Source organism: Iodidimonas muriae (assembly GCF_014647255.1).
Taxonomy (GTDB): Bacteria; Pseudomonadota; Alphaproteobacteria; order Sphingomonadales; family Rhodothalassiaceae; genus Iodidimonas; species Iodidimonas muriae.
Genome location: NZ_BMOV01000004.1, coordinates 42,418 through 68,017, shown reverse-complemented (window position 1 = coordinate 68,017; position 25,600 = coordinate 42,418). Strand labels below are relative to the sequence as shown.

20 protein-coding genes are annotated in these 25,600 nt (G+C 54.8%); 15 read left to right on the top strand and 5 right to left on the bottom strand.

Going from position 1 to position 25,600, the window contains the following annotated elements; all coding sequences use genetic code 11:
• Positions 1-70: 70 nt before the first annotated feature.
• Positions 71-640 carry a carboxymuconolactone decarboxylase family protein gene (locus IEX96_RS07030; protein ID WP_150005344.1) on the bottom strand — a complete coding sequence of 190 codons (570 nt, stop codon included), beginning with the start codon at positions 638-640 and terminating at the stop codon, positions 71-73.
• Between the two features lie 174 nt (positions 641-814).
• On the opposite strand from IEX96_RS07030, the gene IEX96_RS07025 reads away from it, so the two are divergent.
• Positions 815-1,219: a hypothetical protein gene (locus tag IEX96_RS07025; RefSeq protein ID WP_150005345.1), complete on the top strand. Its 405-nt coding sequence runs from the start codon at positions 815-817 to the stop codon at positions 1,217-1,219.
• On the opposite strand, the gene greA is transcribed toward IEX96_RS07025, so the two are convergent.
• From greA to carA, 3 genes are all read right to left on the bottom strand, one after another.
• Positions 1,212-1,685 (bottom strand): transcription elongation factor GreA, encoded by a 474-nt coding sequence (gene greA / locus IEX96_RS07020; RefSeq protein WP_150005346.1) that lies wholly within the window; start codon positions 1,683-1,685, stop codon positions 1,212-1,214. The genes IEX96_RS07025 and greA overlap by 8 nt on opposite strands.
• A 115-nt stretch (positions 1,686-1,800) precedes the next feature.
• Entirely contained in the window at positions 1,801-5,076 is a 3,276-nt protein-coding gene (gene carB, locus IEX96_RS07015; protein ID WP_188873687.1) for a carbamoyl-phosphate synthase large subunit, read from the bottom strand.
• A gap of 111 nt (positions 5,077-5,187) precedes the next feature.
• Positions 5,188-6,342: a glutamine-hydrolyzing carbamoyl-phosphate synthase small subunit gene (gene carA, locus IEX96_RS07010; RefSeq protein ID WP_188873686.1), complete on the bottom strand. Its 1,155-nt coding sequence runs from the start codon at positions 6,340-6,342 to the stop codon at positions 5,188-5,190.
• A gap of 324 nt (positions 6,343-6,666) precedes the next feature.
• On the opposite strand from carA, the gene IEX96_RS07005 reads away from it, so the two are divergent.
• From IEX96_RS07005 to IEX96_RS06985, 5 genes are all read left to right on the top strand, one after another.
• A complete protein-coding gene (locus IEX96_RS07005) occupies positions 6,667-7,125 on the top strand; it encodes a GatB/YqeY domain-containing protein (protein ID WP_150001561.1) in 459 nt (152 codons plus the stop codon).
• Positions 7,126-7,227: 102 nt separating this feature from the next.
• A complete protein-coding gene (gene dnaG / locus IEX96_RS07000; protein WP_188873685.1) occupies positions 7,228-9,126 on the top strand; it encodes a DNA primase in 1,899 nt (632 codons plus the stop codon).
• Positions 9,127-9,282: 156 nt separating this feature from the next.
• Entirely contained in the window at positions 9,283-11,424 is a 2,142-nt protein-coding gene (rpoD, locus tag IEX96_RS06995) for an RNA polymerase sigma factor RpoD (RefSeq protein WP_188873684.1), read from the top strand.
• Between the two features lie 269 nt (positions 11,425-11,693).
• Entirely contained in the window at positions 11,694-13,595 is a 1,902-nt protein-coding gene (locus IEX96_RS06990) for a PAS domain-containing sensor histidine kinase (RefSeq protein WP_188873683.1), read from the top strand.
• Between the two features lie 150 nt (positions 13,596-13,745).
• Complete coding sequence (locus tag IEX96_RS06985; protein ID WP_150005406.1) at positions 13,746-14,156, top strand: MAPEG family protein; 411 nt, start codon at positions 13,746-13,748, stop codon at positions 14,154-14,156.
• A 14-nt stretch (positions 14,157-14,170) separates the two neighbouring features.
• On the opposite strand, the gene IEX96_RS06980 is transcribed toward IEX96_RS06985, so the two are convergent.
• Positions 14,171-16,522, bottom strand: a complete 2,352-nt coding sequence (locus tag IEX96_RS06980; RefSeq protein ID WP_150005351.1) for a thiamine pyrophosphate-binding protein — start codon at positions 16,520-16,522, stop codon at positions 14,171-14,173.
• A gap of 146 nt (positions 16,523-16,668) precedes the next feature.
• On the opposite strand from IEX96_RS06980, the gene pabB reads away from it, so the two are divergent.
• From pabB to IEX96_RS06935, 9 genes are all read left to right on the top strand, one after another.
• On the top strand, positions 16,669-18,483 hold the full coding sequence (pabB, locus tag IEX96_RS06975; RefSeq protein ID WP_150005352.1) for an aminodeoxychorismate synthase component I: 1,815 nt from the start codon (positions 16,669-16,671) through the stop codon (positions 18,481-18,483).
• A gap of 228 nt (positions 18,484-18,711) precedes the next feature.
• Positions 18,712-18,882 (top strand): hypothetical protein, encoded by a 171-nt coding sequence (locus tag IEX96_RS06970; RefSeq protein ID WP_188873682.1) that lies wholly within the window; start codon positions 18,712-18,714, stop codon positions 18,880-18,882.
• Positions 18,883-19,513: 631 nt separating this feature from the next.
• Positions 19,514-20,350 (top strand): DUF3450 domain-containing protein, encoded by an 837-nt coding sequence (locus tag IEX96_RS06965; RefSeq protein ID WP_188873681.1) that lies wholly within the window; start codon positions 19,514-19,516, stop codon positions 20,348-20,350.
• Positions 20,350-21,780 carry a MotA/TolQ/ExbB proton channel family protein gene (locus IEX96_RS06960; protein ID WP_150005354.1) on the top strand — a complete coding sequence of 477 codons (1,431 nt, stop codon included), beginning with the start codon at positions 20,350-20,352 and terminating at the stop codon, positions 21,778-21,780. Before IEX96_RS06965 ends, IEX96_RS06960 begins: the two co-directional genes overlap by 1 nt.
• Entirely contained in the window at positions 21,764-22,291 is a 528-nt protein-coding gene (locus IEX96_RS06955; protein WP_150005355.1) for a MotA/TolQ/ExbB proton channel family protein, read from the top strand. The genes IEX96_RS06960 and IEX96_RS06955 overlap by 17 nt, the downstream gene beginning before the upstream one ends.
• A gap of 86 nt (positions 22,292-22,377) precedes the next feature.
• The gene (locus IEX96_RS06950) at positions 22,378-22,782 is read left to right on the top strand and encodes an ExbD/TolR family protein (protein ID WP_149999725.1); all 405 of its coding nucleotides are present in this window, start codon (positions 22,378-22,380) and stop codon (positions 22,780-22,782) included.
• A gap of 72 nt (positions 22,783-22,854) precedes the next feature.
• The gene (locus IEX96_RS06945; RefSeq protein WP_149999724.1) at positions 22,855-23,253 is read left to right on the top strand and encodes an ExbD/TolR family protein; all 399 of its coding nucleotides are present in this window, start codon (positions 22,855-22,857) and stop codon (positions 23,251-23,253) included.
• Position 23,254: 1 nt separating this feature from the next.
• A complete protein-coding gene (locus IEX96_RS06940; protein WP_188873680.1) occupies positions 23,255-23,875 on the top strand; it encodes an energy transducer TonB in 621 nt (206 codons plus the stop codon).
• Between the two features lie 43 nt (positions 23,876-23,918).
• A complete protein-coding gene (locus tag IEX96_RS06935; protein ID WP_150005358.1) occupies positions 23,919-25,256 on the top strand; it encodes a tetratricopeptide repeat protein in 1,338 nt (445 codons plus the stop codon).
• Positions 25,257-25,600: the final 344 nt, after the last annotated feature.

Sequence of the window (25,600 nt, the reverse complement as noted above, 5' to 3'; positions counted from 1 at the left end):
AGGCCGGTTTTCTTTATGAGATCTTCCGTCTTCTGCGGGCGGGCTGGCCCCACCCGCAGATAGAAACGCCTTATTGGGCTGCTTGGCTTTTCGGAGCTGTCCATTCAAGCGGTTTGAACTGCTCGTCCAGTTTCGGCTCCATCATATGATTGCTGTAATTAGACAGGGTTTTGAGCGTAATGCCCAACACCACTTCCAGTACAGTCTGCTTGGAATAACCGGCATCGAAAAATGCCTTCAGGTCGCTTTCATCCGCATAGCCGCGCTTTTCCACAACAGCTTGGGTAAAGCTGCGCAGGGCCTGAAGCTTCGCATCGGGAAGTTCGGTGCCATCGCGCAATGCTTTTAAGACAGCATCATCCATCTGCGCCATTTTGGCAGCGCCGGAATGGGCCGCCATGCAATAGCTGCACCCGTTTTCAAAGCTGACGGTCAGCAAAACCACCTGGCGTTCCACAGGGCTAAGGCTGGTCTTGTCGTAAATGCCGGAAAGGGTTGCATAGCCTTCAAGAGCCGCCGGTGCATCAGCCAGACCACGGAGAATATTTGGAACAAATCCGTATTTTGCTTCCGCCTTTTCCAGAATCCCCTTGGATCCTTCAGGCGCGTTTGCTGTATCGTGAAATGTGAACTCAGACATGAATATGCCCTCCTTATGTAAGGACTTTTTCCTAAAACCGACCACATGGACAGTCCCCGTTCATCTGGTGTCGGGCCAGCGAATAAACACCCCTTCACGAAAAATTAATCCCGATGGTCAAAGCACTTTAAGTGGGGCATGGCTGCACCCTAAATTTCCATGATAAGATTGCCCATGACACATCGTTCAAAATCTGCGACCCCCCGTTGGAAACTGGAAAACGGTACCCCGGTAACCGCGCATGATCTTGCGACAGAAATCAAAGGCGTTCCCCGCACCAAATTCTGGCGATTAAGCCATCTGGCGATTCTTTGGCCCATGGAAGCAGACCCCGACAGCCTGGAAAAGGAAGACGGGTTCGCAGACGGATTCGTTCTGGAACTGGTGCCAACACAAACGGGGGTGGATTGGCTTTTGCAGCCGGTGGATGCGGACGCGCAGCACAGAATCACCGGTAGTGAAACCGATGGTCCCTCTGCGGTCGCCGCAGCCTTCCAACATCTTGATGATATGGCTGAAAAACGCCGAAAGGAGCGGGAAAGGATGCCCGATGCATCCTCCCCCGATTCGCTTATTTGAATTCGATCTTTTCGATCTCGAAATATTTCTCGCCAGACGGGGTGATCACTTCCACCTCGTCCCCCAAAGACCGGCCGATCATCGACCGCCCGATGGGCGAGGTAAAGGAAATCCGCCCTTTTTTCACATCGGCCTCTTCCACACCGACGATCTGGTAGGTGGTGGATTTGTCATCCTCGTCCAGCAAGGTCACCGTGGCTCCGAACATCACCTTATCCCCCTTCAGGGTGGTGGGGTCGATCACCTCGGCACGGCTGAGACTGTCTTCCAGTTCCATCACCCGCGCTTCGATCATGCCCTGCTTTTCTTTCGCCGCATGATATTCGGCATTTTCAGAAAGATCGCCATGGGCCCGCGCCTCTTCAATCGCTCTGACGACGGCTGGCCGTTCGACGGTCTTCAATTGTTGCAGCTCTGCCTTGAGGCTGTTGAAACCGGAGGCCAGCATAGGGACTTTTTCGGTCATCTTTCGTGCTCTTATTGCAAATTATTTAAATCAAACGCCGGTCGCACGCAGGAGCAACAAGCTCCGAAACAAGCGGCCGGCGAACGGCGAGCTCCATTCTGGACAATGGCCAGAATCAGCCCGAACGCATAGCGTAGGATTGCAGAGGCGCAACTTCAAGGGTTCCGCGCTTTCCAGTGCCAAGTGCTTTCACAGCAGCGCGGGCGCCGGCCATGGTCGTGTAATAGGGAGTGCCCATAATCAAGGCACTGCGCCGGATTTCATAAGAATCGGCGATGGACTGGCCGCTTGACGTGGTGTTGAACATCAAATCGATTTCGCCGTCCTTTAGCAGATCAACAATATGGGGACGGCCCTCGGCCACTTTATTGACGATTCGCACCTCGATCCCGTGCTCCGCCAAAAAGCCTGCGGTGCCGCGTGTGGCAATCAGATCAAACCCCAAAGACAGCAATTCACGCGCCACGGGCACGATGGCGTCTTTATCCGTATCCCGCACCGAAATGAAGACCAGCCCTTGTTCAGGCAAAATCGTTCCCGCCGCGATCTGGCTTTTCAAAAAGGCCCGGTCAAAGCTCACATCAAGGCCCATCACTTCACCAGTGGAGCGCATTTCCGGCCCCAAAATCACATCGACACCGGGGAAACGCGCAAACGGGAACACTGCTTCTTTCACGGCCACATGGCGGCGCGGGAAAGGTGTCAGATCGAAATCCGAAAGCTTTTCTCCGGCCATCAGGCGGGCCGCGATCTTGGCGATGGGAATGCCGGTGGCCTTGGCAACAAAGGGCACGGTGCGGCTGGCACGGGGGTTCACCTCGATCAGGAAAATATCCGTCCCACGCACCGCAAACTGCACATTCATCAAGCCCTTCACGCCCAGTTCCAACGCCAAAGCGCGAGTCTGGCGGCCGATTTCTGCGATGATGTCGTCGTTCAGGGAATAAGGCGGCAAAGAGCAGGCGCTATCGCCGGAATGGATCCCCGCTTCTTCGATATGCTCCATCACTCCGGCCACATAAACGTCGGTACCATCAGACAGCGCATCCACATCCACCTCGATGGCATCACGCAAATAGCCATCCACCAAAACCGGACTATCGCCGGACACACGCACGGCTTCGCGGATATAGCGGTCAAGATGCGCATGGTCATAGACGATTTCCATGGCCCGCCCTCCCAAAACATAAGAGGGGCGCAACAGCACCGGAAAGCCGATTCGTTCAGCGATGCACACCGCTTCTTCCCGCGTGCGGGCAAGGCCGTTGGGGGGCTGCTTCAGCCCCAGATCATTCAGCATCTCAGCAAAGCGGTCGCGGTCTTCAGCCCGGTCGATGGCATCGGTGCCGGTGCCCAGAATGGGAACGCCCGCCTGTTCCAGCCCCTTGGCCAGTTTCAAGGGTGTCTGGCCGCCAAACTGGACGATCACGCCAAGAAAGTCGCCCTTTGCCTGCTCTGTCCGGACGATATCCAGCACCGTTTCCAGTGTCAGCGGCTCGAAATATAGCCGATCCGAGGTGTCATAATCGGTGGATACCGTTTCCGGATTGCAGTTCACCATGATGGTTTCATAGCCTGCATCCGACAGCGCGAAACAGGCATGGCAGCAGCAATAATCAAATTCGATGCCCTGCCCGATGCGATTGGGCCCGCCGCCCAGAATCATCACCTTGCGCCGGTCGCTGACATCCGCTTCATCTTCTGCGGGCAAGGGTTCGCCGGTCAGGATATTGGAGATGCCGTCTTCATAAGCGGAATAAAGATAAGGCGTTTGGGCGTCAAACTCGCCCGCGCAGGTATCAATGCGCTTGAACACCGGGCGCACCCCCATGCGATCACGCAAAGCCGCCACATCCTTGGGAGTGGTCGACGCCAGATGCGCCAAACGCTCATCGGAAAAGCCCAGTTTCTTGAGATCCAGCAATCCGGCGCTTTCGGTCGGAAGGCCCTTGGCAAGAATATCCGCTTCGGCATCGGTGATGCGCTTGATCTGCCCCAATATCCACGGATCATATTTGGTGATGGCGGCAACCTGATCCACGGTCATCCCAAGGCGAAAAGCCTGTGCGATGCGCAACAACCGATCCGGCGACGGCTGCACAAGGCTGGCCGAAATGGTATTTCCATCCGGTTGTTCGGGGTCGTAACCATCAATCTTTACATCATCAAGACCGGTCAGCCCCGTTTCCATGGACCGCAGGGCCTTTTGCAGGCTTTCGGGGAAAGACCGCCCGATGGCCATGGCTTCCCCCACCGATTTCATCGATGTGGTCAGCAAGGCCGAGGTATGGGGGAATTTTTCAAAGGTAAAGCGCGGCACCTTGGTGACCACATAATCAATGGTCGGCTCGAAAGATGCCGGTGTCACGCCGGTGATATCATTGTCCAGTTCATCCAGCGTATAGCCCACCGCCAGTTTGGCGGCGATCTTGGCAATGGGAAAGCCCGTCGCTTTGGAGGCCAGCGCCGATGACCGCGACACGCGCGGATTCATCTCGATTACCACCAACCGTCCGGTTTTCGGGTTCACCGCAAACTGGACATTGGAGCCGCCGGTTTCCACGCCGATCTCTCGCAATACCGCGATAGAGGCATTGCGCATGACCTGATATTCCTTGTCGGTCAGCGTCAAGGCCGGGGCAACGGTGATCGAGTCGCCGGTATGCACCCCCATGGGATCAAGATTTTCGATGGAACAGATGATGATGCAATTGTCCGCGCGGTCACGCACCACCTCCATCTCATATTCTTTCCAACCCAGCACCGATTCTTCCACCAGCACTTCATCCACCGGCGACGCATCAAGGCCCGATTTGATAATCTGTTCGAATTCTTCTTTGTTATAGGCAATGCCGCCGCCGGTGCCGCCCATGGTGAAGGACGGGCGAATAATGGCGGGCAGCCCCACCTGTTCCAGCACGTCTTGCGCTTCGGCCAAGCTGTGCGCCACAGCGGATTTTGGGCTTTCAAGGCCGATTTTATCCATCGCCGTCCGGAACAATTGCCGGTCTTCCGCCTTGTTGATGGCCTCTTCATTGGCGCCGATCATGGCAACGCCATAGCGCTTTAGAACGCCGTTTTTCGATAAGGCCAATGCCGTATTCAGCGCCGTTTGTCCGCCCATGGTGGGCAGCAGGGCATCCGGCCGTTCCCGCGCGATGATTTTTTCCACCATTTCAGGCGTAATCGGCTCCACATAAGTGGCATCGGCAAGGTCCGGGTCTGTCATGATGGTCGCCGGGTTGGAATTCACCAGAATAACCCGGTAGCCTTCCTCTTTGAGCGCCTTCACCGCCTGCGTGCCGGAATAATCGAACTCGCAAGCCTGCCCAATAACGATCGGTCCGGCCCCGATAATCAGAATGGATGAAATGTCCGTGCGTTTGGGCATGATCGCGGCAAACTCCCGAATGAAGGGCCACAACGCACCATTTCATGCGTGTGGCCCAGCAAGGTTCCAGTCCTAAACCGCCTGCCCATAAGGGCTTGCGGCTCTCATATGTCACGCCCCAGAAGAAGCCCCTGCGACGAATGTTTCAAACAGATCGAAATTGTCTTGCGGCCCCGGTGAGGCTTCAGGGTGTTGTTGAACGGAAAATACCCGTCCTCCATCCATCTCCAATGCGCACACAGTGCCGTCAAACAAGGACAATTGCGTGATGCGGACATCTTCGGCCAATCCGTTGCGATCCACGGCAAAGCCATGGTTCATCGACGTGATGGCCACCCGCCCCGTATCCAGATTCTTGACCGGATGATTGGCCCCGCGATGGCCCTGATGCATCTTCACGGTTTTGCCGCCCATAGCCAAGCCCAACATCTGATGGCCAAGGCAGATGCCAAAAACCGGCAAACCACTTTCCAATAATTTACGCACCACCGGCAGTGCATAGCTGGCGGTGGCCGCAGGATCGCCCGGCCCGTTGGACAAAAACACGCCATCGGGGGCCAGCGCCATAATATCTTCAAAAGAAGACGTGGCAGGCACCACCGTCACCCGCGCCCCGGCATTGGCCAAATTGCGCAAGATATTATATTTGATTCCGAAATCCATGGCCACCACATGGCGCGTGGGAGCACGCATATCGCCATAGCCACCATCAATCCGCCACAGGGTTTGCGTCCATTCATAAGCCTGACCGGTGGTGACACTGCGTGCCAGCTCCATGCCTTGCAGCCCCGGCCAGTCCCGCGCCTGCGCCAGCAAGGCAGGCAAATCAAAGCTGCCATCGGGGGCATGGGCAATCACCCCGTTGGGGGCACCCTCGCGGCGGATCTGCCGTGTCAGCCTGCGGGTATCCACGCCACTGATGCCGATAAGGCCTTGCGCCTTCGCCCAATCGCACAAGCCCTGTTCGGCGCGCCAATTGGATGGGGCCGATACCGGCTCACGCACAATGAACCCTCGTGTGGCAGGGCGGGCCGATTCCATATCGTCCGCATTGGTTCCCACATTTCCGATATGGGGGCTGGTGAAAGTAATGATTTGCCCGGCATAGCTCGGGTCTGTCAGGATTTCCTGATAGCCGGTCATGGCGGTGTTGAAGCACACTTCCCCCACGGCATTCCCGACAGCACCGATGCCGGTGCCCCAATACACACTTCCATCCGCCAAAACCAAAGCCGCTGTGATATCGTCACGGGGCGGTGTCGGCATTTTGGGATATTCCATGGTCGGGACGGCCCTCGCATTTTAATCGGCACATTGCTTGGTTGCAGGTGCCTCCAGATAGGGTTAGTGAGTCCGCATCAGGAAGTCTAACACTGAGCGTTCAAAACCGGGGCGGAGACTAGTGAAAGCGGGGCGCAAGGTCAAGCCGAGGACGCTGGTAAAATGATGAACGATAACAATATGTTACACAAATAGCCAATCACGGCTCTCCCCACCGGTCTAAGATGCTGCAAAAACCGGGACGACTCAGCCGGATAATAATTGATGAAAAAGAGCCGTCACGGTGATTGAGAAACAGGGATTGAAAGAATGACGTTACGCGAAAAACTGAATGCGGCAGTGAAAGATGCCATGCGCGCCCGCGAACCGCGCAAAGTATCCACCTTGCGCCTGATTCTAGCCTCCGTGAAGGACCGCGATATTGTCCGCCGCACCGAAGCGGATGAACGCGATGATGACGTGATCATCTCGGAAATCATGACCCGCATGATCAAGCAGCGGCAAGACAGCATCACCGCCTATGAAGAAGGCGGACGGCTGGAACTGGCGGAAAAAGAGCGCGAGGAAATCGCTGTTATTGAAGGCTTCTTGCCCCGGCAATTGGGTGACGACGAAATTTTGGCCGCCTGCAAGGCCGTGGTCGAAGAATTGGAGGCCACCTCTTTGAAAGATATTGGCCGCTGCATGGCTGTCTTGAAAGAGCGCTATGCAGGCAAAATGGATTTCTCGAAAGCCAGCAAGCAGATCAAAGCCCTTTTATCGCAATGAATGACATGCCGGGCCAATTTGGCCGTCGTATAGTTTCGCACCCGAAACAATCAGCTTTCCCCGTAACGGGAAAAATCAGGGCTTACGAAAACGGATAAAATGATGCGTTTTCAACCACGTTTCATGGATGAACTGCGTGATCGTGTCCCCATTGGTGATCTGGTGGGGCGCAAGGTCAAGCTGACGCGGGCGGGCCGTGATCTCAAGGGCCTTTGCCCCTTCCACAATGAAAAAACGCCGTCTTTCCATGTGGTAGAAGACAAGAATTTCTACCATTGCTTCGGCTGTGGGGCGCATGGTGATGCCATCGGCTGGCTGATGGAAACCGAAGGCCTGAGCTTCCCCGAAGCGGTCGAGCATCTGGCGGATCTGGCCGGGATTCCCATGCCCCGCCCCGACCCGGAAGAGCGAAAACGCGCCGCAGTCGCGGCCAATCTGCATGATGTTATGGAAACGGCCACCACTTGGTTCCAGCAACAGCTGGGCGGCAGCGCGGGGCGAGCGGCGCGGGCCTATCTTGCGGATCGCGGCCTTGATCCGCGCACCATGATGGCATTCCGCTTGGGATTTGCCCCCGATTCTTATGACGCGGTGCATGATGCCTTGACGGCACGCGGCATAAAGCTGGACCAACTGATCGATGTGGGCTTGCTCAAACGCTCGGATAAAGGGGGCAAGCCCTATTCCTATTTCCGCAACCGGATCATCTTTCCCATCACCGACCGACAAGGCCGCGTGGTCGCTTTTGGTGGCCGCTCCATGGAAAAAGACAATCCTGCAAAATATCTCAACAGCCCGGAAACGACGCTCTTTCACAAAGGCCGCACGCTTTACAATCTGGCCGGCGCCCGCAAAGCCGCCCATGAAAGCGGCACGGTTGTTGCCGTGGAAGGCTATATGGATGTGATCGCTTTGGCCCAGGCCGGTCTTGCAAATGCGGTGGCCCCCCTTGGCACCGCCCTCACCCCGGAGCAGATCGAGGCTTTATGGAAGCTCAGCGCCGAGCCGGTGCTATGCTTTGATGGCGATACCGCCGGGGTGCGCGCGGCCAGCCGTGCCGCCGAACGGGCTTTGCCGCTTTTGAAGCCCGGCCAGTCTTTACGCTTTGCCTTGCTGCCCAAAGGCCTTGATCCCGACGATCTGGTCCGCCGCGAAGGGAAAGAAGCCATGGAAGCGGTCTTGAAAGCCGCAGAACCTTTGTCCGACCTGTTGTGGCGCAGTCTGACCGAAGGCGTTGACACGTCCACCCCCGAACGGCGTGCCGGCCTAGAAAAAAATGTATTCTCCCGCCTTGCCGATATCAGCGATGAAAAAATTCGCGGCTTTTATATGCGGGACTTTCGGGACCGTTTTTTCCAAACCTTTCGCACAAAAGGACGGTCTTTCTCCAAAGGGACGGCCAACAGAAACCAGCAAGGCGGCAACAAAAAATCGCCCTGGGGCAGATCCCAGACCATGTCCGGCCCGGCTTCACCACAATTGAAAGCCAGCCGTTTGGCGCGATCGGGCCTTCGTGAAGACCTTCATTTGTTTGAACAGTTGATTTGCCTTTATGCCATCAATCATCCGGCGCTTGCACAATCCCATGCCGAAGAACTGGCCGGGCTTGATTTCACCGACAGCGTGCTTGACAAATTGCGTCTGGAACTCTTAGTCACGCTGAGTTCCGATCAAGGTCTTGATCCTGATACACTGAAGGACCATTTGGCTAAGAACGGATTTGGGGAAACCGTGGCGCATCTTATGCGCGCACCTTTGTTAAGACCGGCTTGGTCCGCATGGCCCGATGCCACATTGCGTGAGGCGGAGATAGGATGGTGCCATGTGATGGCGCGTTTGCGCCGTTTGGCGCTAAAACGGGAGATTGCCTCCATCGAGGCAGCCTATCGCAAAAACGGGAGCGACGACACTCTGCGGCATCTTATCCAGTTAAAGCGGGAATTCGACAAAGCCGAAGGCACGGAAGCCGAATTGGAAGGCTATGTATTTCGACCGATTTAAGCGAATTTAAAGGCCCGTTGAGTGACGTCGAACAAACGGGACACTTGAGACGGACGGAAACGAACTGGAACGGACACGGTTACAGAACCATTTTGGATGGCGCATCGCATTGGCCGTACGCGCACCGGACGATTTTGAAAGCAAGAGACAGAAAATATGGCAGCCAGCCCTGAAGCACATGACGCCATTGACGCAGGCGAGGACGGCGACAGCCCCATTCTCGATTTGAGCGAAGCCTCCGTCAAAAAGATGATACTTCGCGCCAAAGAACGCGGATATATCTCTTATGACGAGCTGAACAAGGCGCTTCCGAGCGAGGAAATGTCGTCGGAAAAAATCGAAGACGTTATGAGCCTCCTGTCCGAAATGGGGATCAATGTCATCGAGGGTGAAGAGCCCGACGAAGACAGTGACACGGAAGAGGCAAGCGCAAAGCCAGCCAAGAAAAAAACCGCATCCCGGAGTCGGACAAAGTCCACCAAATCCAGCACTGCTGACAAAGCCGAGGCTGGTGCCGAGGACGACGAGGATGACGATAAGGACGAGGAAGAAGAAGAAACCTTCAAAGTCTCTGAAGTAAAATCGGAAAATGATCGCACCGATGATCCCGTGCGCATGTATTTGCGGGAAATGGGCTCGGTGGAATTGCTCTCCCGTGAGGGCGAGATCGCCATCGCAAAACGCATCGAAGCCGGTCGGGAAACGATGATTTTGGGCTTGTGCGAAAGCCCCCTTACCTTTCAGGCGCTGGTTTCATGGTCTGAAGCCCTGAATGAAGGGAAGATGCTGCTGCGCGATATCATTGATCTGGATGCCACCATGGGGGGTGGACCGGAAGCCGCTGTCGCCGCCACGGCCCAAGGCGATTCAGACGACGAAGACGCCAAAATTGGCGACGACTCGGTCGCATCTGTCGCCGGCGACTCGACAAAATCCGGACAAAAAACCGCCGATCCGAAAAACGACTCGGAAAAAACATCTGAAGATACAGCCGCACCGGCCGATGATGACGAGGATGACGACGACGAAGCCAATATGTCCTTGTCGGCGATGGAAGAACATCTCAAGCCCGAAACCCTTGAGAAGTTTGAAACCATCACCGCCACCTATAAGAAGCTGCACCGCTTGCAAGGGGCGCGTCTTGAAGCTGCCGCATCCGGTGAGGTTCTGTCCACCGCCAATGAACGCAAATACAAAAAACTGCGTGCCGAGCTGGTAGAGCTTGTGCGCTCGGTGCGCTTCAACAATCTGCGCATCGAAGAAATGGTGGATCAGCTGTATTCCTTGAATAAACGGCTGTTGACACTGGGTGGCCGGGTTCTGCGCATGGCGGAAACCTACAAGATTCCCCGCTCAGATTTCCTGAATGAATATATGGGGCAAGAGCTGGAAGAAAACTGGTTGGAACGGGCGTCCGCCAAAGACAAGAAATGGGCGAAATTCGCCGCAGCCGAAGCCAGTGCTGTTGCCAATATCCGCGATCAGGTGTCTGAAATTGCCAGTGAAGCGGGCCTGCAGGTGGCGGAATTCCGCCGCATTGTGCATACGGTACAAAAAGGCGAGAAAGAGGCCCGCATCGCCAAAAAGGAAATGGTGGAAGCCAATCTGCGGCTGGTTATTTCCATCGCCAAGAAATACACCAATCGCGGTTTGCAATTTCTGGATCTCATTCAGGAAGGCAATATCGGCCTGATGAAAGCGGTGGATAAATTCGAATATCGCCGTGGCTATAAATTCTCCACCTATGCCACATGGTGGATCCGGCAAGCCATCACCCGCTCTATTGCCGATCAGGCCCGCACCATCCGTATTCCGGTGCATATGATCGAAACCATCAACAAGCTGGTGCGCACAGGCCGCCAGATGTTGCATGAAATCGGTCGTGAAGCGACGCCTGAAGAATTGGCCGAGCGCTTGTCCATGCCTTTGGAAAAGGTTCGCAAGGTGATGAAAATCGCCAAAGAGCCGATCAGCCTTGAGACCCCCATTGGCGACGAGGAAGACAGCCATCTGGGCGATTTCATCGAGGACAAGAACGCCATCTTGCCAGTAGATTCCGCGATCCAGTCCAATCTGCGTGAAACCACAACACGGGTTCTCGCCAGCCTGACCCCGCGTGAAGAACGTGTGCTGCGTATGCGTTTCGGCATCGGCATGAACACGGATCACACTTTGGAAGAGGTGGGCCAGCAATTCTCGGTGACCCGCGAGCGTATTCGCCAGATCGAGGCGAAAGCCCTGCGCAAGCTCAAGCATCCGAGCCGCTCTCGAAAGCTCAGAAGCTTCCTCGATACTTAAGAAAATACCAAATACGGCCATCCATATCGGGTGGCCGTTTTGCATAAAAGGCCGACTCCGAAAAAGGACGGGCCGCGCAAAGCCTGTCGCCACGCTATGGGTTTTTCATGCGTTCATCGGAGGCGGAACCAATTATGGCTGATCCGGCGGCATGCTGCGCTTTCATAAGAAAGTGCGCAAAACAAAAGACATGAATAACGATTTAAATTAGAATATTCTTATTATTTTGCTGTCACCGTATTTTCAAACGGCGACGTTCGGAATTGAGTATGACGACCGGTCAATTGGAATCGAAAAGTGACGCTGGCCTCGCAGCCCTTCCGGCCTCTTCCGCCTGCGCCCAATTATGCCGCTCTGCTGAAATAATCTGCCCGTCCGTCATTCTTATCGGAATCGACATCGAAGGCCATATCCTCTGGATGAACGAACAGGCCCGCGCCGTCTTATATGGGCTTCCCCCTACCCACAAAACCGACACCATCTTCCAGTTGATCGAAACGGTCGATCATCCGGCCTTGACCAGCAATTTACGCACTTTGGTAAGAACCTGCGTCAATGCTGTGCAGATCGCATTTCATCTAAAAACCCCTATGGGGAAGGCGCCCTATTTGCGGGGCCATATTATTACGACCCCAAAAGATCCAGATTCTACAGATACTTATGTGATCTCCGTCCATGATGTTACGCCCTATAGCTCGGAAGACGATCATTTCCATAAAATCATCCATCAGGCGCTTGAAGCCACCATTGTGCATCGTGATGGCAAAGTGCTTTACGCCAACCAGAAAAGTGCCGACATCTTTGGCGTAGAAGACCATCAAAAGATGCTGGACATTCACGATGTCCATTCCTTCATCCATCCCCATGACAAGGATTTGTTCGAACAGCGCGACAATCACACCAAATCCGAAGGCATCTCTTCGGAAGAATTCGAATGTCGCCTGATCTCGGAAAAGGAAAAAATCACCTGGGTCCGGTGCCGCATTGGAACCATCTTGTGGAATGGCCGCCCGGCCACGGTGACAACCTTCATCGACATTACCGACAAAAAATCGGAAGAGCATGCCCAACGGGAAAGAGAAAAACTCTTCACAAGAATTCTGGAGATTTCGCCCGATGTGGTCGCCATATCAGATTGCGAGAGCGGGGAATATCTCTGGGTCAATACTGCATTTTCCAGATTTTTCGGGATTCCGGCCAAAGAGGTCTATGGGCGCACATCTCTTGAGCTTGGCATCTGGCACAGCCCTGAACAACGGACACAGCTTCTGGAAATTCTGGAAGAAAAAGGGGTTGTGGAAAATTTTGAAGCACGAGCCCATTTGGCCAATGGCCAGATCCATGACACATCCCTTGCGGCCACAAAAATCCGCTTCATGTCCAACGACTATATTGTCACCGTTGGCCGCGACATCACGCAACAGAAACGACAACAAAAAGATCTGGAAAACAGCATCGTTGCGGCAGAATTGGCCAACCGCTCGAAAACGGATTTTCTCACCAATATGAGCCATGAATTGCGCACGCCCCTAAACGCAATCATCGGCTTTTCAAGCCTGATATCTGGACAGGTGCATGGGGTAATCACCGCCCCCAAATATATCGAATATGCCGACGATATCCAAAATGCCGGCAGGCATTTGCTGCATATCGTCAATGATCTTTTGGATATGTCCAGAATCGAAGCCGGAAAAATCGATATCTATCTGGAAGCATTCGATATTCTTGAAACCTATGAGCAAATAGAGCGGCTATTGCGCGAAAGGATTATCGAAGCGGGCCTAAGAATAACGATCCATCCCCCTTCGCAGCCATTGCTGGTTTGGGCCGATATAAGCCGCACGAAACAGATCATGATCAATCTGCTCTCCAATGCCATAAAATTCACACCCAAAGGTGGAGATATTCATGTTTCTGCAAAAGCAAAGGATGACGGTTCCATCGCCTTTTCCATCAAAGACACCGGCATCGGCATGACAGAGGACGAAATCGCAACGGCCCTTTCCCCCTTTGGGCAAAGCGACACATCCTATACCCGGCAACATGATGGCATCGGCCTTGGCATCCCCATTGTGGAGCATCTGACCACGCTTCAAAACGGCACCTTTTCCATCCAGTCCAAACCGGGGGAAGGCACCACCGTCACCATTACGCTCCCCCAAGCCTCCTGACCTTCAGATAGGCCGTCATCCATATGGGCGCTGCCCTGTTCGCCTTTTTCAAAGGGAAGACTTTCCTTTTCAGCGCGAAATTGAATAAATGGACTGCACGCCACTCCCATCGCTTCAGGGCATATGCCCATCATGCAGGAACGCACCAACATGCCTTTGCCAATAACCCTTGCCGCCGCATCGCTTTTGGGACTTGTCCATCTTTTTCTGGTTATCCGTAATGCGATGGCCCGATCCACAAAGCCCGAACATGGCAATCATGATGAGCAATCGCCCGATAAAAGCGCGATTTTGGAGCACCGCATGCGTGTGGTGGCCAATTTCACCGAATACGCCCCCTTGGGATTGATCCTTCTGGGCTTGTTGGAAAGTTCACAAGCTCCCCATCTTTTGGTGTTGGGCCTTGCCATCATATTGGTGCTGGGCCGTATTTTGCATGCCTGGGGATTCTCCTACACGTCCGGATACAGCTTTGGCCGGCTATGGGGAACGCTTCTTACATGGTTTTCCATCGCGGGCCTTTCGCTGTCAGGGCTTTATGTCACCCTGATCATGGGCTGATCCACCATCCCTGATCAACGCGCCAGCAAAATGCTGGCCGCCGCATCCAAAATGGCATCCTCATCCAAGCCATATGTTTGATAAAGGTCGGTCACGTCTCCGGATTGGCCAAAGCGGTCCACGCCCAAAGGCGCCACCCGATGCCCGCAAACCGCCCCCAACCAGGATAAACCGGCAGGCGCACCGTCCATCACCGTCACCAGTCCGGCATCAGGGGACAAGCGCCCCAAAAGCCTGCGAATATGGCTCTTTGGCACATAACCTCCGGCGCGCTGTGCCCGGATTTCGGCGCTCCATTCCTGATGCAAAACATCCAGAGATGTCACCGCCAGCAAGCCCGCACCGGGGACGTCCTCGCGGATAGCCTCGAACGCGGCCAAAGCTTCCGGTGCCACGGCCCCTTGATAAACAATCGCCAGATCGGCACCGGGGCTGGGCTCCACAAGCCAATAGCCGCCATCTATCACATCCTGTTGCCATTGGGCATCCGTCACCCGCTCCGGCTGGGCGATGGGGCGGGTGGACAGCCGTAAATAAACCGATCCGCCATCTTCGGCCTGCATATGGGAAAAGCCAAAGCGCATAATATGGGACAGCTCATCCACAAAGGCGGGCTCATAAGACCGCAGATTGGGCTGCGCCATGCCGATCAGTGGCGTGTGGATGGATTGATGGGCGCCGCCTTCAGGGGCCAGTGTCAGCCCGGAAGGGGTGGCCACCAGCATGAAACGGGCATCCTGATAACAGGCATAATTCAGTGCATCCAGACCGCGATTGATAAAGGGATCATAAAGCGTTCCCAGCGGTAAAAGCCGTGTTCCGAACAGGCTGTGGGACAAGCCCAACGCCCCAAGGGCCAAAAATAGATTGTTTTCAGCGATACCCAATTCCAGATGCTGCCCGTTTTTTGTTCCGGCCCAGCGTTGTGGGCTGACCACCGCTTCGCGCTTGAACACATCTTCACGGCTTTCCCGATTGAACAGGCCCCGCTGATTGACCCATCCCCCCAGATTGGTGCTGGTGGTCACATCCGGCGAGGTGGTGACGATATGATCCGCCAAAGCACTATCTGTACGCCCCAGATCGTTGAGAATCTTGCCAAAGGCCACCTGCGTTGCCTGTTCTGCTCCGCCTGGGCAGGGAAAGTCTGCGGGCACATCAAAGCGGGCGGCTTGATGGCGGCGGGGGCCGGATTCCTTGAACGGCACTTCATCCAGAAAAGCCTGAAGGGCTGTGGCTGTTGTCTCGTCAAGGCCGGCGAAACGGTCCCATTCTTCGCCGTCCGCAATGCCGTTCAGAGCGCGGAATTCTGCCATCTGCGCCGGATTCATCAATCCCGCATGATTATCCTTATGGCCTTTGAACGGCAGGCCATAGCCCTTGATGGTATAAATAATGAAGCAATGGGGGCGATCATCGGTGATGCCTTGGAAGGTTTCTTGCAGCAAAGCCAGATCATGCCCGGCCAGATTGAGCATCAAATCCTCAAGGGCTTCATCGTCATAACCCGCCAGCAACGCCGCCACATCCGCGCCATCCCCAAGATCGGCCAGCAACCGTTCCCGCCAAGCCTTTGCGCCCTTATAGGTCAGCGCGGAATAAAGATCATTGGGGCAGTTTTCGATCCAATCGCGCAGGGCCGCGCCCCCCGGCTTGGCGAAGGCCGCTTCCAGCTTTTTACCGAATTTCAGGGTATGCACCGTCCAGTCGGTGGCTTCAAACATCGCCTCATAACGCCGCGACATGCCAAGCGGTGTCACCGCATCAAGGCTTTGCCGATTATAATCGATGATCCACCATGTGTTGCGCAGGCCGTATTTCGCCCCTTCCAACATGGCTTCATAGATATTGCCTTCATCCAGCTCCGCATCGCCCATCAAGGCGATCATGCGTCCGGTTTGCTCCTCGGACAGCCAGGATTTGGCCAGCAGATAATCCTGCACCATGGACGCAAAAGACGTGATGGCCACCCCAAGCCCGACAGAGCCGGTGGAAAAATCCACATCATCTTGGTCCTTGGTGCGCGATGGATAGGATTGCGCCCCGCCCAAAGCCCGGAAACGCTTCAACTGCTCCACATCTTGCTGACCCAGAAGATATTGGATGGCATGGAATACCGGACTGGCATGGGGCTTGACCGCCACCCGGTCTTCGGGGCGCAAAATATCGAAATAAAGGGTCGTGAGCACACTGGCCAAGGATGCCGAAGAAGCCTGATGCCCGCCCACCTTTACTTTATCCCGCGCCGGGCGCAGATGATTGGCATGATGCACCATCCACGCCGACAACCAGCGAACCCGCTTATCCAGAAGGGTCAAATAGTTTACGGTTTGATCGTCTGCGGATTGGCGCTGTTGTCCGGTCATTATTGCCCCTTGATGTCCGGCCGGTTGATCCGGCCTTGCTGAAGGAAGGGGCATCATAAGCAAGCCTTGTCACTTGTCTATCCTTGACGCACGAGAAACCACGGACTAGAGCGCCATCTCCATGCGCCGCTGAGGAATGCCGCCAGATGCCCTTGCGCCACCCGCCTTTTGTTTTCCTTGATAACCCCACCGCACCCATGGGTGCGCCAGTGGCCCGGCTGTTTTCCAGCCCCCTGAAAGTTCTGTGCGCCCAGACATGGGACGAGGTTCCAGCAACTCTTGAACGTGCTGACGCGGCCTTGGCATCCGGACAGTATCTGGCCGGCTGGATTGCCTATGAAGCCGCGGCCTGTTTCGAGCCACGTTTAAAAGCGGCCATCCACAGCCTTCCCGAAGAACCCCTGATCTGGTTGGGCGTGTTCGGCCCACCACAACAGATGGATCAAGCCGAATGTGAGGCCGCCTTCATAAAAGCACAGGGGGGCAGCGCGCGCCGTGCGCGGATCTCCACACGCCGCATTGGCGAAGATCCTGCCCGATATGCACAACAACTCGGCCGGATCCATGAGGCCTTGGCCGCCGGCGATGTGTATCAGGTGAACCATATTTTCCCCCTTGATCTGGATATCGAAGGCGATCCACTGGCCCTCTATCAAAGGCTGCGCCGCAGCCAGCCGGTAGAATTCGGGGCGTTCATTGATACGGGCGAGCGCAAAATTCTGTCTTGTTCGCCGGAATTGTTCGTCCGCAGCACCAATGGCCATCTGGAAGCGCGTCCCATGAAGGGCACCGCAAAGCGCGGTCTGGGACCAGAGCAGGATGCCGATCAAGCCGACGGGCTTGCGAGCGATGAAAAGTCCCGCGCCGAAAATCTGATGATCGTCGATCTGTTGCGCAATGATCTGACACGGATCGCCGAACCGGGCAGTGTTTCGGTACCCACATTGTTTGACGTGGAGCGTTATCCGTCCTTATTGCAAATGACCTCCACCATCACCGCCACCCGCCGTGCAGATGCGCGTTTCAGCCATATTGTGCGCGCCCTGATGCCGTGCGGCTCGATCACCGGCGCCCCCAAAATCCGCGCCATGGAGCTAATTGCCCAAACGGAACCCCATCCACGCGGGATCTATACAGGAGCCATCGGCTGGGCCGCCCCTTCCGGTGATCTGTGCTTCAATGTGGCCATCCGCACCCTTGTGGAACAAGCATCGGGGGTATTCCGGTTTGGCATTGGCAGCGGCATCGTTGCCGATAGCAACACCGATGCGGAATATGACGAATGTCTTTTGAAGGCCCGGTTTCTAGAAGACGAGCCGGACGATTTTGCCCTCATTGAAACATTGCTTTGGACAGCAGAAAAAGGGTTCCCTTATTTAAGCCGCCATATGGCGCGACTGGCGGAATCGGCCCGCCATTTCGGATTTCCGTTCGATGACACCGCTCTCAAAGCCGCCCTGCACGAAACTGTAACCAACTGTGAGGGCGATCAACGACTGCGCCTGCTTTTGGGAGCATCGGGCCAGATCAGTGTCACCGCGACGCCTTTTGAGCCATGGCCCGCACCGGTGCGCCTCGTCTTGGCGGATAGCATTCTGCCGTCCCTGCACAGATTTTCGCGCCACAAAACCACATGCCGGGAGCGGTATGAAGCGCCGTTGGCCGCTGCCAAGCGTGCACATGCCGCCGATGAAGTGCTATTCCTCAATGAATATGGGACCTTATGCGAAGGATCGCGCAGCACTCTTTTCGTGCAAAAAGGAGGGCAGCTTTTCACGCCGCCCTTATCCGACGGCCCCCTCCCCGGCGTTTTACGCGCCCATATGCTGGCTTCAGGGCAAGCGGTAGAGGCCCATCTCAAGACAAGCGATCTGGAAAACTGCGATGCCATCTTTGTGGGAAATGCTGTGCGTGGCCTTGGTCGGGCCGAATTTTATCCACACTTTCCGATCACAAATTGAAAAACCAAATTTAATAAGAAGGCCCTCTCACCACAAACAAACCATGATTCGGCCAAAACTTGGGCTTATTGCAAGCACATGTATCGATTGTTAAGGGTCATTTTACACGTGTCTTGCATAATCAGGCGATCGAGAGTCGCAATGAATCGATATAAAAAAGTGCGTAGCGCAAATAACGCGAGAATAAAATCGAGCCTCTACGCGCTTTGAATGAGTTGGAAGCAGATTATGGCCACACAACACAAACATGTGACAATGCAATATGCCGACACATTGGCAGCGGAATTACTGCGTCATTTGGGCTATGAAGCCGCCCAGAGAACCTGCTGCGAAAATCATTGGGACGGCGTTTTGGAAGCTTTGAAACGTCAAAGCGGGCATAAAGCAGCCTCGCGCTAAAGCGCAAAGCCTGCCTCGCCCGAACGATTCAAGATCGTTCCAATCCGCGCCCTGCCGCCCCTGCGGGCGGCCTTCCGATTCTGTTATTTTACCCCTCCCCCCCCACGCGAATCGCGCGCGTTAATAAACTTATGCATCTCCTGCAAGGTATAATTTGGAAACTTTTTGCTTGGAATTAGGCAAAATTCTTGGATTATGTGGCGCTGTTCTGGTTCTTTGAGTCAGAACAGGTACGATGCGTGGAGAAAGCTGCCCATGCTTTTTGGGCGGTTTCTTTTCGTTGACGGTTAAATATTCAACAAAGATCGGCGCGTAAGCCTCTCCCTGCAAGGAACTGTGGTCGCCCGGTCGATATTGAAAATCGATTTTATACCCAAAAAGGGGTAAGATCGATCAACGTAGGAGAGATGGTTTAGTCGTGTGTGGCAACCAAGCCCGCAAGTTCAACCGTTTTTTGCTGTTCGGCAGAAGGGATACCTCTGTCGGCGCGATCTCCCTAATCTCTCAACAATGTCCTGAATTCAGGCTGAATGGGGTGGTGTTTTAATATATGATACACTGCAAACATATCACGCCGGAATCGAGCCGCGGCAGGTGCTGCGGTAAAGTGGCAAGTCCTATGGGAAGAAAAATGCAACCACGATTGAGAAAGCCCGCTTGCTCGACGGCGGTGGCCGTCGCCTTTGCCTGCGGCGCCAGTGTCGTACAGGCACAGACCGCAGCACCGGCACAGAGCTCCCCCCCCCAGATCCAATCTGGTCAGGATCTGGAGCAAATTTTTCAAGAAGCCAACGAGCTGAATAAGCTGGCACAGGCTTCGCAGGAAAGAATTGAAGACACGGCGTCCGAAACGCAGCGCCTGCTGCGAGAGTTTCAGGCCGTTCTTCGTCAGATCGAAAGCCTGAAGGCATATAATGCCCAGCAACGTCGTGTTGTGGCTGACCAGGAAGAGCAGCTTGCTGAGCTTCAACAGTCCATCAACGATGTGGTGTCGATCCGTCGTGAGATCACCCCGCTGATGCTGCGGATGATTGATCGCCTTGAGGAATTCGTCGCGCTCGACGTTCCGTTCCTGCATGACCGACGCACGCAACGCGTTGAAAACCTGCGGAACTTCATGGATCAGTCTAATATCTCCCCATCGGAAAAATTCCGTCTCGTTCTTGAAGCTTACCAGATCGAGAACGAGTTTGGCCGCACCATTGAATCCTATCGTGGAGCGCTGGAGATTGACGGTCAGGAACGTCAGGTCGACTTCCTCCGTATTGGCCGCGTGGTTCTTGCTTATCAAACGCTAGATGGCCAGCTTCAGGGCCGTTGGAACCAAGAAACCAAAGCTTGGGAAGCTCTGGGCGCAGAATATAGCGGGTCCATCGATGCCGCCATGCGCTTTGCGAAAAAGCAAGCAGCCCCGCAAATGTACCTCCTGCCGGTTTCCGGCCCCAAGCAGTCTAAGGAGGCAAACTGATGAATAAATTTCTCACCACAGCCATTGCGCTTGTGATGGGTGGGCTCGCCTCCACAGCTTTTGCTCAGGATGCGACTGAGGAACAACCCGCACCGCCGCCGTCGCAGATGCGCCCTGCGGATCTCGATAGCCTGCTGGATCAGGTACGTCGCGGTCGCGTAACGGAAACATCCGAACATCGTCAGCGTGAAGCGGAATTCCGCGCCCGCCGCGATCAACAGGATCGTTTGCTTACCGAAGCCAACCAAGAACAGGCCTCGGAAGAAAGAACCTCTGAACGCCTTGAAAAAACCATTCAGGACAACGAGCAAAGCATTCGTGAGCTTGATGCCACCTTGCAAGAACGCTTGGGTGAACTGAAAGAAATGTTCGGGGTTCTGCAGCAGGTTGCTGGCGACACCCGTGGCACGATCGAAAGCTCCCTCATCACCGTTGAATACGGCAAAGAGCAGCGCCTTGAAGGCATCAACAACCTGATTGCCAAGGCATCACGGTCCTCGACCCTGCCATCCATCGACGAGATCGAAGTTCTCTGGCAGGAAATGATGCTGGAAATGGTCGCATCCGGCGAAGTGACCAAATTTGATCACTCCATCGTTGCGGCTGATGGCGAAAAGAAAAATGTCGAACTGGTTCGCGTCGGCAATTTCAATCTCGTCTCCGACGGCAAATATTACGATTATCTGCCTGAAAGCGGCAATGTGGTTGAACTGGGCCGCCAGCCCTCCGCACGCTTCACCGGCTCCACGGCAGACCTTGTGAATGCATCCGCTGGCGATACCATTGCCTTCGGTGTTGACCCGACGCGCGGTCAGCTTCTCGGTCTTTTGATCCAGTCTCCGACGCTGCAAGAGCGTGTGGATCAAGGGGGTGCCGTTGGTTATGTGACCTTGGGCCTTGGTGCCATCGGTGTGGTCATCGCGATCTTGAAAATGATCACCCTTTCGATCACCACAGCCAAAGTTCGCAGCCAGACCAAGGCTCCGGGCGATCCCAAAGCCAGCAATCCGCTCGGTCGCGTCCTTACGGTTTACAAAGAAAACCCGACGGTCGACGTGGAAACACTTGAGCTCAAACTGGATGAAGCCATTTTGCGTGAAACGCCGTCTCTTGAACGAGGCCTGACGGTGATCAAGCTGATCTCCGCCGTGGCACCGCTGCTGGGTCTCTTGGGAACGGTGACCGGCATGATCGCCACCTTCCAGGCAATCACCCTGTTTGGTACCGGCGATCCCAAGCTCATGGCTAACGGTATTTCGCAAGCCCTCGTGACGACCGTGATTGGTCTTGTTGTGGCCATCCCGACGCTTTTGCTGCACAGCTTCGTTGCCGGCATGAGCAAGCGGGTGATCCACATCCTCGAGGAACAGAGCGCCGGTATCGTCGCCGTGCACGCGGAAAAGGAGCAAGGGCGTGCAGTCGCTTCTTGACGCATATACCGCAATCCTGATCTTCATGGAGAAGGGCGGCGTCGTGCTTTACGGCGTCCTCGCCGTCACCTTCTTCATGTGGGTCCTGATCATCGAACGTATCTGGTATTTCACTGCCAGTGCCAAGGCCGACGTCCGTCGTGCATTGGCAGCTTGGGAGTCGCGCGACGAACGCCGTTCGTGGTACGCTCACAAGGTGCGGACAGCGATGATCTCCGAGGTGTCCCAGAATCTCAATACCAATGTGGACCTCATCAAAACCCTGGTGGCCACCTGCCCGCTCGTGGGCCTGTTGGGTACTGTGACCGGCATGGTCAGTGTGTTTGATGTGATGGCGGTTCTGGGAAGCGGTAATGCCCGCGCCATGGCGGACGGGGTGTCGAAAGCCACCATCCCCACCATGGCAGGCATGGTCGCCGCTTTGTCGGGCGTGTTCATGAGCACCTGGATCGAGCGCAAAGCAAAGCGCGAGAGCGAGAGGCTGGAAGACACGCTGACAATGGACCACTGAGGAACGAGCGGACCCAACAAGGTATGCCGTTGCGCTTTTGGCGCAGCGGCCCCTAGGAAAGTCCCTCTCAGCAACCGAGAGAACCGATGCGCAAGTTTTCAAAAGCGGAAGAAGAAGCAGAGATCAACATGACACCGATGCTCGACATCGTGTTCATTATGCTGATCTTCTTCATCGTCACTGCATCGTTCGTGAAGGAATCCGGGCTTGATGTGAACAAGCCGCCGCCAAACGAACAGCAGAAAAAAGATGATGATAAGAAAAACATCTTGATTCAGGTTGATAGTTCAAACCGGATCTTCGTCAATCTGCGACCCGTCGACATCGCCTCCGTCCGCGCCAATGTGGAACGTCTGCATGCGGAAAACCCCGAAGGCGTCGTTGTGATCCAACCAGCCGAAGATGCCTTTGCGGGCATTGTTGTGGAAATTTACGACCAAGCACGACAGGCCGGTGTTTACAATGTGTCGATCGCGGAAGGACGCCAATAAACCGATTGGGGTGTCTGCTCCCAAGGCAGATACCCCGTTTGATCCAATTTCCGGGCATAGGCAGAGCCAATCATGAGAGATCACGCTCAGACAGAAGAAGATGCCGAAATCAACATGACGCCGATGCTCGACATCGTGTTCATCATGCTCATCTTCTTCATCGTGACGGCCACTTTCATCAAGGAAGCGGGCGTTGAGATTAATAAACCGCCGGCAGTGACAGCCGAAAAGAAAGACCGTGCCAGCATCCTGATCGCCATCACCGAAACGGATGAGATCTGGATCAACCGCAAGCAGGTTGATTTGAAGTCACTGCGCACAAATATAGAGAAGTTGCACGCAGAAAACCCGCAAGGGACTGTTGTGGTGCAAGCGGACGCCCGCTCGAAAGCCGGTCTGATGATCGCGGTGACAGAAGCCGTGAACGACTCAGGCGTTCCCAGTGTGGCCGTATCCACCAAGGAGAAATAAAATGGTTGCTCGCTATGTAACGGCCTTGTTGGTCGCAACAGGTGTAACCTTCGCCCTCTTCTACGTCATGCAGGCACTTGTCGTCAGTGACAAAGTGGAATTGAGCGATGTCCAGAGCGTCCGCTTCCTTGATACGATACGCGTGGATCGCCCACAGGAAGCCAAGGTTGAAGAGCGCAAAGTACAAAAGCCTGTGCCGCCAGACGCCCCTCCGCCAGATCTCGACATTCCCAATGCCAGTGCCGATAATGCATCTCAGGGGCTGAATTTCGGCCAGTTGAGCCTGAATACAGGGATTGAAGGCGTTGGTGTTGGCCTTGGCGCGCCCACCGATGGCGATTATCTGCCCTTGGTGCGTATTCAGCCGCAATATCCCCGCCGGGCAGCTGAACGCGGGATTGAGGGTTATGTGATCGTCGAACTGACGGTGACCCCCCAAGGCACGGTTGAAGATGTGCGGATCATCGAAGCGGACCCGCGCGGTTATTTTGAGCGCGCCGCCGAGCAGGCTGCATATAAATTCAAATATAAACCCAAGGTTGTAAACGGTGAGCCCATTGCGGTGGACGGTGTCCAATATATGTTCAGCTTCAACCTCGAAGACGGTGGACGTCGGCGTTAAGCCGGCCGATCCCCTCGCTTAAACCATTGGGAGGTTTCAAGGCATGAAAACAAAACAGACAAAAATGGGCCTGTCGCTAATAGCAGCACTGGCGGTCGTTTCTGTAGCGGCCCCTGGTGTACCGGGCGGGTTCTCCCTTTTGGATATCCGCTCCGCTCAGGCACAAAGTGATGAAAAGCCAAAGCGCAGCAGCAAGAAGGTAGATAGCCTTCGTGCCAATGTGTATGAGAAAATCGCCAAGGCTCAGGAAAAGCTTGAAAAAGGTGAAAAAGCGGACGCGGTCAAAGATCTGAACGGTCTCTTGGAAGACAAGATCAACGACTATGAAACCGCTATCGTGTACCAAATCCTCGCCAGCTCGGTTTATATCGAGGAAGAACGGTACAAAGAGGCCATTGCGGAATATGAAAAGATTCTCAAGCTGGAGCGGGTTCCTGATAGCTTGCAGATTGCCAGCCTGAATGCATTGGCTCAGCTCTATCTGGTCGATGAGCAATATGAGAACTCGATCACCTATATGAAACGGTGGATGGAGACTCAGGAAGCTCCCGGCCCGACGGCTTATTATTTCCTAGCGCAGGCTTATTACGGGATGGAGGACTATGCAAATATTGTCCCCAATATTTTAAAGGCCATCGAGCTTGGCCGCGCCCGTGGGGATGAGCCAAAAGAAAACTGGTACCTGATGCTGCGTCTGGCTTATTTCGAGCTGGGAAATTTTGAAAAAGTCCGTGATGTTCTCGAATTTCTAACGGTCAATTTCGAAAAGCCGGAATATTGGCGCCAACTGGCGGCGGTTTATTCCGAGTTAGGTCAGGAAGACAAGCAATTCGCCACCATGGAAGTGGCCTATCGCCAAGGCTATCTGGATAAAGAAAGCCAATTGATCAATCTCGCGCAGCTTTATCTTTATCATAATGTCCCGATCAAATCCGCCTGGGTTATTGAAAAGGGCATGAAGGATGGCATCATCGAGAAGGATGGCGAAAATTACGAATTGCTGGGCCAAGCCTATCTGAATGCTCAGGAAATGCGGAAAGCTGAAGAACCCTTGCGTCTTGCCGCCAAAGATGAGGACAATGGTGATATCTGGATGCGTTTGGGGCAGGTGTATGCCGAACAGGAACGCTGGAAAGAAGCGATTGATCCCCTTCAAAAAGCCGTTGACTCCGATGATTTGGACAAGCCCGGCTATGCGCATCTGATGATCGGGATGGCTTACTTCAATACCGGCAAGCTGGAAGACGCGAAGAAAACCTTCCGTCAGGCTGCCAAGTTTGAAGAAACGAAAAAAGCCGCTTCTCAGTGGATCGACTATACCGGCAAAGAACAAGAACGCCGTGCCCAGCTTACGGAATATTACGGAGGTGGCGGGCAGTAAGCGCCCCACATCTCTGTGCCTTTGAAGGGTCGCCCGCAATTGCGTGCGGCCCTTTTTTATGATGCTACCCCGGCCTCAGGATGAGTATATCTGACCCCTTCGTATCCTCGCCGAGACGAGCCACGCCGACCCCCGCTCGACTGTTAATGCTTCCCATAACCCTAAATCGGATTGGGGCGGCATGAAGCCTCTGGGAAGCGACGAATATATTTGCGAAAGCCTAATGCAGCCACGGTACCGACGGGAAAGCCCATCCCATAACAGCGAAAACTACCGTACATATAGATGAGGCATACGGGCTGAAGAGATAGATATCATGAGAGACCACAGAAAATATGCGCCTG

Excerpts from the sequence above, each read along its gene's own strand:
- carB (WP_188873687.1), bottom strand. The coding sequence starts at position 5,076 with ATGCCCAAACGCACGGACATTTCATCCATTCTGATTATCGGGGCCGGA.
- IEX96_RS07030 (WP_150005344.1), bottom strand. The coding sequence starts at position 640 with ATGTCTGAGTTCACATTTCACGATACAGCAAACGCGCCTGAAGGATCC.
- IEX96_RS06985 (WP_150005406.1), top strand. The coding sequence starts at position 13,746 with ATGCCTTTGCCAATAACCCTTGCCGCCGCATCGCTTTTGGGACTTGTC.
- IEX96_RS06940 (WP_188873680.1), top strand. The coding sequence starts at position 23,255 with ATGGTTGCTCGCTATGTAACGGCCTTGTTGGTCGCAACAGGTGTAACC.
- IEX96_RS06960 (WP_150005354.1), top strand. The coding sequence starts at position 20,350 with ATGAATAAATTTCTCACCACAGCCATTGCGCTTGTGATGGGTGGGCTC.
- dnaG (WP_188873685.1), top strand. The coding sequence starts at position 7,228 with ATGCGTTTTCAACCACGTTTCATGGATGAACTGCGTGATCGTGTCCCC.
- IEX96_RS06965 (WP_188873681.1), top strand. The coding sequence starts at position 19,514 with ATGCAACCACGATTGAGAAAGCCCGCTTGCTCGACGGCGGTGGCCGTC.
- greA (WP_150005346.1), bottom strand. The coding sequence starts at position 1,685 with ATGACCGAAAAAGTCCCTATGCTGGCCTCCGGTTTCAACAGCCTCAAG.
- pabB (WP_150005352.1), top strand. The coding sequence starts at position 16,669 with ATGCCCTTGCGCCACCCGCCTTTTGTTTTCCTTGATAACCCCACCGCA.
- rpoD (WP_188873684.1), top strand. The coding sequence starts at position 9,283 with ATGGCAGCCAGCCCTGAAGCACATGACGCCATTGACGCAGGCGAGGAC.
- IEX96_RS06990 (WP_188873683.1), top strand. The coding sequence starts at position 11,694 with ATGACGACCGGTCAATTGGAATCGAAAAGTGACGCTGGCCTCGCAGCC.
- IEX96_RS06945 (WP_149999724.1), top strand. The coding sequence starts at position 22,855 with ATGAGAGATCACGCTCAGACAGAAGAAGATGCCGAAATCAACATGACG.
- carA (WP_188873686.1), bottom strand. The coding sequence starts at position 6,342 with ATGCCGACACCGCCCCGTGACGATATCACAGCGGCTTTGGTTTTGGCG.
- IEX96_RS06970 (WP_188873682.1), top strand. The coding sequence starts at position 18,712 with ATGGCCACACAACACAAACATGTGACAATGCAATATGCCGACACATTG.
- IEX96_RS07025 (WP_150005345.1), top strand. The coding sequence starts at position 815 with ATGACACATCGTTCAAAATCTGCGACCCCCCGTTGGAAACTGGAAAAC.
- IEX96_RS06980 (WP_150005351.1), bottom strand. The coding sequence starts at position 16,522 with ATGACCGGACAACAGCGCCAATCCGCAGACGATCAAACCGTAAACTAT.
- IEX96_RS06950 (WP_149999725.1), top strand. The coding sequence starts at position 22,378 with ATGCGCAAGTTTTCAAAAGCGGAAGAAGAAGCAGAGATCAACATGACA.
- IEX96_RS07005 (WP_150001561.1), top strand. The coding sequence starts at position 6,667 with ATGACGTTACGCGAAAAACTGAATGCGGCAGTGAAAGATGCCATGCGC.
- IEX96_RS06935 (WP_150005358.1), top strand. The coding sequence starts at position 23,919 with ATGAAAACAAAACAGACAAAAATGGGCCTGTCGCTAATAGCAGCACTG.